The sequence below is a fragment of the Nostoc sp. MG11 genome, assembly GCF_014904695.1.
GTDB lineage: Bacteria > Cyanobacteriota > Cyanobacteriia > Cyanobacteriales > Nostocaceae > Komarekiella.
Genome location: NZ_JACXXN010000175.1, coordinates 1 through 1,299, shown reverse-complemented (window position 1 = coordinate 1,299; position 1,299 = coordinate 1). Strand labels below are relative to the sequence as shown.

The 1,299-nt window shown below is 40.5% G+C and carries 2 protein-coding genes; both read right to left on the bottom strand.

Translation table 11 applies throughout. The annotated features are described in order from the left end of the window. Window positions 1-71 precede the first annotated feature (71 nt). Complete coding sequence (locus HCR01_RS37915) at window positions 72-653, bottom strand: calcium-binding protein (protein WP_193201013.1); 582 nt, start codon at window positions 651-653, stop codon at window positions 72-74. A gap of 444 nt (window positions 654-1,097) precedes the next feature. Continuing rightward, window positions 1,098-1,241 (bottom strand): IS1 family transposase, encoded by a 144-nt coding sequence (locus HCR01_RS37910; RefSeq protein WP_413774023.1) that lies wholly within the window; start codon window positions 1,239-1,241, stop codon window positions 1,098-1,100. Window positions 1,242-1,299 lie beyond the last annotated feature (58 nt).

Genomic DNA, 1,299 nt, shown 5'->3' with positions numbered 1-1,299 from the left:
AAGTTAATTTTATTGCAGACATCTTCGGAGTTGTTGCATAAATAATCTTAGTTCTAGAGAATTTTATCACTTCAAACCTTTTTTGCAACACAACCATTAAGAGTGTCATCTCCAATTCCCGTCCCACCAAAGACTGTATCGCTGCCAGCCCCGCCCTCAACAAGATCATCTCCTGCATCACCGTTGAGTGCGTCGTTACCAACGTTACCAAATATATTGTCGTCTCCAGAACCCCCAAAGACTCGATCATTCCCAGCATCACCAGAAATTATGTCTGCGCCATCCCCGCCATTGATATTGTCATCTCCGGCATTACCATTAATAAAGTCATCCCCTACATTCCCGAAGATTCGGTCTCCCCCATTGCCACTTATAATGCGGTCATTGCCGTCACCCCCCTTTATAACATCAACACCATCGCCGCTATTAATAACGTCATTCCCAGCATCACCAAAAATTTGGTCGTTACCACTCCCGCTCTCAATGAGATCGATTCCATCTCCGGCAACGATGAGGTCAGCCCCAGCGTCACCAAAAATTTGGTCGTCACCGCCCAAGGATATAACAATATCGTCGCCAGCTAGTGCCAAAATTCGATCACTCTGGGGTGTGCCTGCAAGAAAATTATCATCAGGTGTACCAACAATAACCATATGTTTTTCCTCTTAACTGCAAAGAATTATCTGAAAGACCATCAGTAATTGAAGACTTTTTGGGTATCATCTAAAACTAACTGAGACTGAAAACACAAGCATCAAATCATCTGGCTTATTAAGAGTAATGTCCATCAACTTCAGTCGTAAGTTAACGGTCGCTGAAGCCTAAGCAACTAGTACCGCTACGCGGAAGTCAAAAGCCAAAAGAATTGTATTCTGGGCTTTTGTACTGTTTTGAATGGTAATTTTATTTCCGCCGTTACGTACTAGGTTGTTATAAACAACATAGGGGGTTTCATGGAATTCTCAAATACTTCTGAAGGTAGAGGTTAAATCAGTGTGTAGTCTAAAAATATACTTGTAATTATTTGTTTCTCAATATCTTGTAATTTGGTTGTATTGCAAAAACTTGGTAGTGTTACAGACGTGTTGATTTACCTCTCAAACTTCTACTCCAAATTCATATCTGTTGATATACAATCCAATTACTATATCGTGCATAAGAATAGATTTAGAAAAACAGATTGTCTTCCTAGCTAAACGCTTTATTAGACCTCTTGCAAAAGTCCCATGAGGGTGGGACAAGTAGGTTAGAGCATTCTTGACATCTATGACGTACGAAAAGGTAAAAAACCTTAAGCCA

Coding starts and splice junctions, on each gene's coding strand:
- HCR01_RS37915 (WP_193201013.1), bottom strand. CDS start 653: ATGGTTATTGTTGGTACACCTGATGATAATTTTCTTGCAGGCACACCC.